Annotated in this window: 10 protein-coding genes and 2 pseudogenes; 11 read left to right on the top strand and 1 reads right to left on the bottom strand. The window is 66.0% G+C overall.

Going from position 1 to position 7,347, the window contains the following annotated elements:
* Nucleotides 1-191, top strand: a pseudogene (locus tag MBELCI_RS17880) (hypothetical protein); the annotation flags it as partial.
* A gap of 365 nt (nt 192-556) precedes the next feature.
* Here MBELCI_RS17880 and MBELCI_RS17875 read toward each other — a convergent pair.
* Nucleotides 557-1,585 carry an IS110 family RNA-guided transposase gene (locus MBELCI_RS17875; RefSeq protein WP_021695656.1) on the bottom strand — a complete coding sequence of 343 codons (1,029 nt, stop codon included), beginning with the start codon at nt 1,583-1,585 and terminating at the stop codon, nt 557-559.
* Between the two features lie 297 nt (nt 1,586-1,882).
* On the opposite strand from MBELCI_RS17875, the pseudogene MBELCI_RS17870 reads away from it, so the two are divergent.
* From MBELCI_RS17870 to MBELCI_RS17830, 10 genes and pseudogenes are all read left to right on the top strand, one after another.
* Nucleotides 1,883-2,569 (top strand): annotated as a pseudogene (locus MBELCI_RS17870) (IS5 family transposase); the annotation flags it as partial.
* Nucleotides 2,570-2,765: 196 nt separating this feature from the next.
* The gene (locus MBELCI_RS17865; RefSeq protein ID WP_045320469.1) at nt 2,766-3,107 is read left to right on the top strand and encodes a hypothetical protein; all 342 of its coding nucleotides are present in this window, start codon (nt 2,766-2,768) and stop codon (nt 3,105-3,107) included.
* A gap of 98 nt (nt 3,108-3,205) precedes the next feature.
* Entirely contained in the window at nt 3,206-4,153 is a 948-nt protein-coding gene (locus tag MBELCI_RS17860; RefSeq protein WP_021695652.1) for a WD40/YVTN/BNR-like repeat-containing protein, read from the top strand.
* Between the two features lies 1 nt (nt 4,154).
* Nucleotides 4,155-4,646, top strand: coding sequence for a DUF411 domain-containing protein (locus tag MBELCI_RS17855; RefSeq protein WP_021695651.1), 492 nt, complete (start codon nt 4,155-4,157; stop codon nt 4,644-4,646).
* A 16-nt stretch (nt 4,647-4,662) separates the two neighbouring features.
* Nucleotides 4,663-4,791: a hypothetical protein gene (locus tag MBELCI_RS22395; RefSeq protein ID WP_268744207.1), complete on the top strand. Its 129-nt coding sequence runs from the start codon at nt 4,663-4,665 to the stop codon at nt 4,789-4,791.
* The gene (locus MBELCI_RS17850; protein WP_021695649.1) at nt 4,788-5,294 is read left to right on the top strand and encodes a c-type cytochrome; all 507 of its coding nucleotides are present in this window, start codon (nt 4,788-4,790) and stop codon (nt 5,292-5,294) included. Before MBELCI_RS22395 ends, MBELCI_RS17850 begins: the two co-directional genes overlap by 4 nt.
* 47 nt (nt 5,295-5,341) lie before the next feature.
* Nucleotides 5,342-5,878, top strand: a complete 537-nt coding sequence (locus tag MBELCI_RS17845) for a DsbE family thiol:disulfide interchange protein (RefSeq protein ID WP_021695648.1) — start codon at nt 5,342-5,344, stop codon at nt 5,876-5,878.
* On the top strand, nt 5,875-6,150 hold the full coding sequence (locus MBELCI_RS17840; protein ID WP_021695647.1) for a hypothetical protein: 276 nt from the start codon (nt 5,875-5,877) through the stop codon (nt 6,148-6,150). Before MBELCI_RS17845 ends, MBELCI_RS17840 begins: the two co-directional genes overlap by 4 nt.
* A 23-nt stretch (nt 6,151-6,173) precedes the next feature.
* Nucleotides 6,174-6,458 carry a hypothetical protein gene (locus MBELCI_RS17835; protein WP_021695646.1) on the top strand — a complete coding sequence of 95 codons (285 nt, stop codon included), beginning with the start codon at nt 6,174-6,176 and terminating at the stop codon, nt 6,456-6,458.
* 53 nt (nt 6,459-6,511) lie between these two features.
* A partial coding sequence (locus MBELCI_RS17830) for an SCO family protein (RefSeq protein ID WP_110546644.1) occupies nt 6,512-7,347 on the top strand: 836 nt, incomplete at its 3' end.

Raw genomic sequence — 7,347 nt, 5'->3', positions numbered from 1 at the left:
TCAAAGCGCGTTACCCAAATTCGGGCATAGCTCTTCCACCCATGGCACAGCAAGGCACTTGGCTCGGTGGGTTGCTGGCGCGCAAGCCAGGCATGCTGGTGCGCGTGGCACTGGCGAACAAATTGGCGCGGATCGTCTGGGCCCTGATGGCCCGAGGCGGCGTCTACAAGGCTCCGGTCGCGGCGGCGTAGCCCGTTTTCGATCGGAGAACGCCGGAGCGAAAGAGGGCAAGGAGTGTTATGGCGCAGCCGTCGTGAGACGAGATCGGGACACCCAGAGTGCATGTATGGATGCCCCCGTTGATGCAAGCGATGTTTGAACGGCTCAAGCGTGTGATCGGGTGCGGTCATGTATCAGGCCTATCTATGCGGCGCTGATGTGGCCGCGGGCCGGTATGGCGATGCGCGGATCAGAAGCATATCAACAAACCGAGCTCGATGGCTCCTGCACAAAGACTGCTTTCTCTGACCCGGATCTGATCGATCCTGTGCCCTTACTGTTCAGTGACCTCCTCACACCCCCGACGTGCCGGGACGACGTGGCAAGCGTCGAGCGCTTACGCCATCATCGCCGCCGGGTTCCGGTAATCCTCTTGCTTTGTCATCATGGCCCAGAGGCCACGCGCCATCTTGTTGGCCAGCGCGATCGCGGCGACCATGCGTGGCTTGCGGCTCAGCAGGCGCTTCAGCCAGCCATTGCTCGAGGTATCAAATCGTTCGACCGCTTGGAGCACCGCCATCGCGCCGGAGACCAGAAGCGTGCGGATGTCGCGCTGGCCCATCTTCGACGTCTTGCCCAGTCGTTGTTTGCCGCCGGTCGAATGCTGCTTCGGCACGAGACCGAGCCAAGCGGCAAAATCGCGCCCCCGCCGAAACGTCGCCAGATCAGGAACGAAAGTTTCGAGGGCAAGAGCTGTCACCGGGCCGACGCCCGGCATGGTTTGGGCGCGTTGCGCCAAGCCATCTTCTTTGGCCGCGCTCTTCACCTTCCCGTCTATATCCGCAATCCGAGCATTCAGGCCCTCGATCTGCTCCAGATACATCCGGCCGAGTTCGCGAATGTCCTGAAGCAGCGCCGTGTCATCATCCTCGATCGCATCGGCGAGGCGTTTGAAGTGCGCGGGCCCTCTGGCAACAACCAGGCCATGCTCGGCAAGATGCCCGCGTAAAGCGTTGATCAACTGGGTGCGCTGGCCGACGAACATCTGCCGGGTGCGGAACAGCATCGCTCGTGCCTGCTGCGCTTCCGACTTCAACGCGACAAAGCGCATGGTGGGGCGCGTGGCCGCCTCTACGATCGCTTCGGCATCCGCCGCGTCGTTCTTTTGACGCTTGACGAACGGTTTCACGTAGATCGGTGGGATCAGGCGGATTTCATGTCCCAGCTTCTCGAACTCGCGACCCCAGCCATGCGCCGTCGCGCAGGCCTCCATGGCGATGACGCACCTTGGATGCTGTGACACGAAGGCAATCAATTGAGGACGCGAAAGCTTCTTGCGGAAAACGACCGACCCGTCGTCGCGTGCTCCGTGCAATTGGAAGACACGCTTTGCCAGATCGATACCGATGAAGGTAGCTTCGGACATGGATGCTCTCTCCTTCCGTGATGGCTTCACATACATCACAGTGGCACATTGCGATGCCGTCGGGAGGGGGCATCCACGCCATCAACAAAGTGCCTTTGAGCACGCGGCTTTGATTTGGCCCCGATCCTCGACCACCATATGGGCCCGCGGCACAGACGGTCGCATTAAGAGGCCGGATACATGTCAGCACCCGACAGCGCGCCAGCCAGAGCTCCGAAGAACCCTCTTGCGCACGGGGCGGTTATACATGTTGCACAAAGCCAGCATAGGATTCATCTCGTGAATCCATCGTGGTAGGTGGTCGGCTTGGATTGGACGGTGCCAGATTTCAGCACCCTGTCACGTCGCCAGAAGACCCTTGCTGTAAACATCCCCTATCGCGGCTCCAGAGGCCCGCTGCACCTGCTGGTCGACAGCACCGGGATCAAGGTCGAGGGCGAAGGCGAGTGGCACGCGCGCAAGCATGGTGGCACCAAACGGCGCGTCTGGCGCAAGATCCACCTCGGGATCGACGAGCAGACGCTGGAGGTCCGGGCGGTCGAGGTCACCGGGAACCACATCGGCGATGCGCCGGTGCTGCCTGATCTGCTCAGCCAGATCCCACCTGAGCAGGAGATCGGCAGCGTGACCGCAGACGGCGCCTATGACACGCGCAAATGCCACGATGCCATCGCGGATAGAGGCGCCCACGCCGTCATCCCGCCCCGCAAAAACGCCAAACCCTGGAAGCCGACCACGGCCGGTGCGGTGGCACGTAACGAAGCCCTGCGCGCGTCGAAATATCTAGGGCGAGCGATCTGGCGAAACTGGAGTGGATACCACCGCCGAAGCCGCGCCGAGACAAAAATGAACTGCATGAAGCTGCTGGGGCAGCGCCTCATGGCGCGGGACTTCGATCGCCAAGTCGCCGAGGTCCAGATCCGCATTGCCATCATGAATGGATATACCGCTCTCGGCATACCCATCACAAAGGCCGTGGGGTAAGTGTGCCCGGGGAAAGGGGAAGTCCGATCAGCAGCCGCTTCGTGCAACTAGGCCGCGCGAGATGAAAACGAGCAGGCCCGTTACCACATTCCCGCTTCGCGCGTGCCTCGGCAGCGATCCCCAAGGTGACGGTTTCGTGAGCGAATTTCCCCTTTGCCCGGTAGACAGGCGGCGCGTCCGTTCTTAGATCGTTGCCATGCGCCTCTGGGTTCGCCTTGCCACGTTCTGCCTGTCGCTAACCCTTCTGGTCAGCGTGCTGGTGCATGACGTTGCCGGTGCCCGGATGTCGATCGACATGGCGGCGTCCAGCACCGTGGAACAGCAGGACGATCTCTGCCCAGCCTGTGCGCAGGAGGCGGGCGAACAGGTGGTCTGCGACCTCGACTGCACCGCGCCGCTGCTGTCCACGGAGACGTCCATGGCGGCGCTGCCGCAGGCTGTCGCCGCGACCGCTCGTGATTGGCCCGCGGACGCGGCGGTGCGAACACGACAGCCGGGCTTCGATCCCGCGCCACCACGAACCACCATCCTGAGCTGACCGGCCGCACCGCGCAGGTGACGGCCCGGTTTCGTCATGCCCGCCCGATCTCGGCAGGCGGACGCTGAACCGACCTTCTCCTTCTCGGGATATTCTCCATGACCACCCATTTCGCACGTGCGCTGTCGCGCCGTCGCGTCCTGTCCTCCGGCCTTGCCGCGATGGGCATGACGATGCTCGCCCCGGGCCTCGCCCGCTCGGCCCCCCGGAGTGCCCTTCCGGGCGCCGTCACTACCTTGGCCTTCGACGGCACCGCCATCCTTGCCGCCACGCCGGACGGACTGCTGCGCTACGAGGGCGATGCGTGGACCCGGCTCGACGCTCCGGCGGGACCCTCCGCCCTCGCCACGCATCCCGACCGCCCCGGCACGATCCTCGCCGGATGGCGCGACGGCGCCCTGCGGCGCAGCCATGACGGCGGCCAAAGCTGGGTCCCCGCCGATGCCGGGCTGCCCGGCGCGGCAATCCTTTCGATCGCTCTGGCCGCGCAGGCGCCCGACACCATCTATGCCGCTCTCGAAGGCGACGGGCTCTGGCGCAGCGAGGATGGCGGCGAGACGTGGGAATTCGTGATGGATCGCCCCTATCTCGGCGGCGAGGAGCATGACGTGCTCAGCCTTGTCTCCGTGGCGCACGAGACCGGCATGGGCGGCATCTGGCTCTATGCCGGGACGCGGGCCGGGCTGACGCGGGTGCCCGACTGCTTCTGCCGCTGGCAGGACGTGGTCGCGGGCGACGCGCTGGACGCGCTCGTGGCGGGCGACACCCCCGCGGCGGCGGCCGCGCTGCCCAAGGGGGAACCGGTCGAGATCCTCGCCCTTGCCCCCGACGCGCCACAGCGCCTTCTCGCAGCACTGCCCTCCGGGCTGTGGCTGTCGACGGATGCGGGGGTGAACTGGGAGCAGAGCGCCTCCGACCCCGTCAGCGCCCTCGCCGTCGACCCCGCCGATCCGCTCCACGTGATCTCTGCCGATGCTGCCGGCCTGCGCGTCTCGCGCGATGGCGGCACCAACTGGTCCCCTTTCGATCTGTCCAAGGATAGCTGACATGAACCGCAAGCTTCTCACCGGCGCCGCCCTCGCCCTGGCCGCCGTCTCCGCCATCGGCATCGCGACCTTCACCACTGCCGAAACCGACAGCGCGGCGGTCACGCCCGCCGAGGCCACCGTCCCCGCCGATCGGCAGATGACGATCTGGCGTGATCCGAATTGCGGCTGCTGCGACGCCTATGCCGACTACATGGAGGAGAACGGCTACCATGTGACGCGGATCGACGACCGCGACTTCGACAAGCGCTCAATCGAGGCCGGGGTGCCCGAGCAGGGGCTTGGCTGCCATCTCGCGCAGGTCGACGGCTACTATGTCAGCGGGCTGGTCCCGGCCGAAATCGTTTCCCGCCTGACCACCGAGCGCCCCGAGGTCACCGGTATCACCCTGCCCGGCATGCCGATGAACGCCCCCGGCATGGGCGGCAAGAGCGGCACGCTCAAGACCTACGCCTTCGCGGGCGACGACATCACGGTGTTCTCCGATGAATGAGTGCATGGAGGCCATGATGTCGATGATGAACGGACCGATGATGGGCGCCATGATGCTTGGCGGCGGGGTCGTCATGCTGCTGGTGCTGACCCTGCTCGTTCTGAGCCTGATGGCGCTGGTCAAGTTCCTCAGGAGCGCGCGATGAGACGCGGGCTGGCCATCGGCCTCGCCTCGGGCCTGATTGGCGCCGCCGCGATCGCGGCGGTGGCCCAAGGGCTGATGGATGAGGACGCGCAGGGTGCGGCACCGGCGGAAATCGCGGGGCTCGCCATCTTCGGAGAGCCGGTCACGCGAGACATGGTCGAACAGGGCGGCGCGATCTATGCTGAGAGCTGCGCCGCCTGCCATGGCGCGCAGCTCAAGGGCCAACCCGACTGGCGCCGCCGGACCGAGGACGGGCGCATGCCCGCCCCGCCGCATGACGACAGCGGCCACACCTGGCACCACGCCGATCGCGATCTCTTTACCATCACCAAGCATGGTGTCGGCGCGGTGGTGCCCGGCTACGAGAGCGACATGCCGGCCTTCGCGGGCCTGCTGAGCGACGACGAGGTCAAGGCGGTGCTGGCCTACATCAAGACGAGTTGGTCGGAGCGCGAGCGCGGCTTCCAGGCAGAGGTCTCGGCCGGGGCCGAGGGCAAGCCATGAGCTCGGCGGAACAGGCCCCGCGCAGGCGATCCCGAGGCCGAACCTTGGTGCTGCTTCCTGCGGCGCTGTTCGCAGCGCTCGCGGCGGCCTTCTACTGGGGCCTGATGAATTCCGACGACCGGCTGCCCTCGGCCCTGATCGGCCGCGCGGTGCCCGAATTCGACCTGCCGCCGATCGAGGGCCGCGATGACGGCCTGTCCTCCGCCGATTTGCAAGGCGAGGTATCGATCGTCAACGTCTGGGCCTCGTGGTCCGTGCCCTGCCGGGTCGAGGTGCCGCTGCTGGTCGAGCTGGCCGCCCGAGGCACGGTTCCGATCCACGACATCAACGACAAGGACGCGCCGGACCCGCCGGACGCGGCGCTCGCCTTTCTCGACGAGACGGGCGATCCCTATACCCGTATCGGTGCCGACCGCTCGGGACACGCCTCGATCGACTGGGGTGTCTACGGGCTGCCGGAAACCTTCGTCATCGATGCGCAGGGGCGGATCGCCTACAAGCATGTCGGTCCCTTTGACCGCCGCTCGCTCGAACAGGACATCCTGCCGGTCGTGCGACGCCTCCAGTCGGAGGGCGATGCATGAGCGAATTGTCAAAATCCGCCCCCGTGACCGCCCCTGTCCGCCGTTTCCCGGCGTTCGGACGGCGTGGCTGGATGGTGCTGGCCTTCGCGGTCATCGGCACCGGCATGATCCTGAACTGGGGCTGGCTCACCGCCATCGGCGCCACGCCCCTGATCCTGAGCTTGGCCCCCTGCGCCGTCATGTGCGCGTTGGGGCTTTGCATGCGTGGGGGCTCGTCCGCCTGCGCCAACAAGAGCGATCCGGTGACCAAGCCGGACATTTCGACCGACTGAAACCCATTCCGAAAGGACACGACATGAAGACCACCACCAAGCTCGGCGGCACCGTCGCCCTCTCCCTGCTCGCGCTCGCCCCCCTGGCCCACGCCCAGGAGACCGCCCCGGCGGAAACCCAGGAAACGACGAAGGAGGGCGGCCACATGATGGGCGGCGACATGGCCGGGATGCAGGGCATGGAAGGCATGGAAGGCATGGAAAACATGATGCCGATGATGATGAAGCACATGCAGGCCTGCATGGAGATGATGGAAACGATGAACACCCACATGCAGGAACACCACGACCAGGCCGACCAGGGCTGAACGAAGGCCCGCCCGGGCCCTCGCCCGGGCGGGCCAACCAGAAAGACAGACAGATGCTCCCTTCCCACAGCTTTCACCGGCGGTTGCGTTTCCTCCTCTGGAGCGGGGCCGCCGTTTTCGCCCTGGCCATCGCGGGACTCTTCGTCCTGCGCGATCCCTCCGCGCCCATTGAGGTCGCCTACAGCGGCGAGGCCGACATCCGCTCCGACTTCGAGCTGGTCGACCACACCGGGCGTGCGGTGACACAGGCCGATTACGCCGGTCGCTGGCAGCTCGTGTTCTTCGGCTTCACCAACTGCCCCGATGTCTGCCCGACCACGCTGGCCTACATGGCCACCGCGCTCGATCTTCTGGGCGAGGACGCAGGCCGGGTCGCACCGCTTTTCATCACGGTGGACCCCGAGCGGGACACGCCCGAGGTCATGGCCGACTACGTCGCGAACTTTCACCCTGAGTTTGTCGGGCTGACCGGCAGCAACGATCAGGTCACGGCCGCCGCGCATGCCTTCAAGGTCTATCATGAGCAGCTGCCGGATGCGGAGGCCGCCGACGGATACCGCATGGCGCATGCCGGCCACATCTACCTGATGCGGCCCGACGGCCGCTTCGAGGCCGTCTTCCTGGAAGGCGACCAGCCCCCCCGAGGATCTGGCCCGGGAGATCGAGATGCGCATCGAGGCGGAGGGACGAAGTTGATGCGGCGGCTCGCTCCCATCGCCATGATCATGGCCCTGCTCGGTATCCCGGCGCTGGCCGATCACCCGGGCGAACGGCTCGACGAGGTCACCGCCCTGAAGGAGCCTGCATTCGAGGCGATCTCCGGCCCCGCGCCTGATCTGGACCTCATCGGCGCGGATGGTCCAGCCGCTCGATTTCGCGGACCTCGCGG

The organism is Limimaricola cinnabarinus LL-001, assembly GCF_000466965.1.
GTDB lineage: Bacteria > Pseudomonadota > Alphaproteobacteria > Rhodobacterales > Rhodobacteraceae > Limimaricola > Limimaricola cinnabarinus.
Note: the sequence above shows the minus strand (reverse complement) of the source record. Positions and strands in the feature narration are given on the sequence as shown.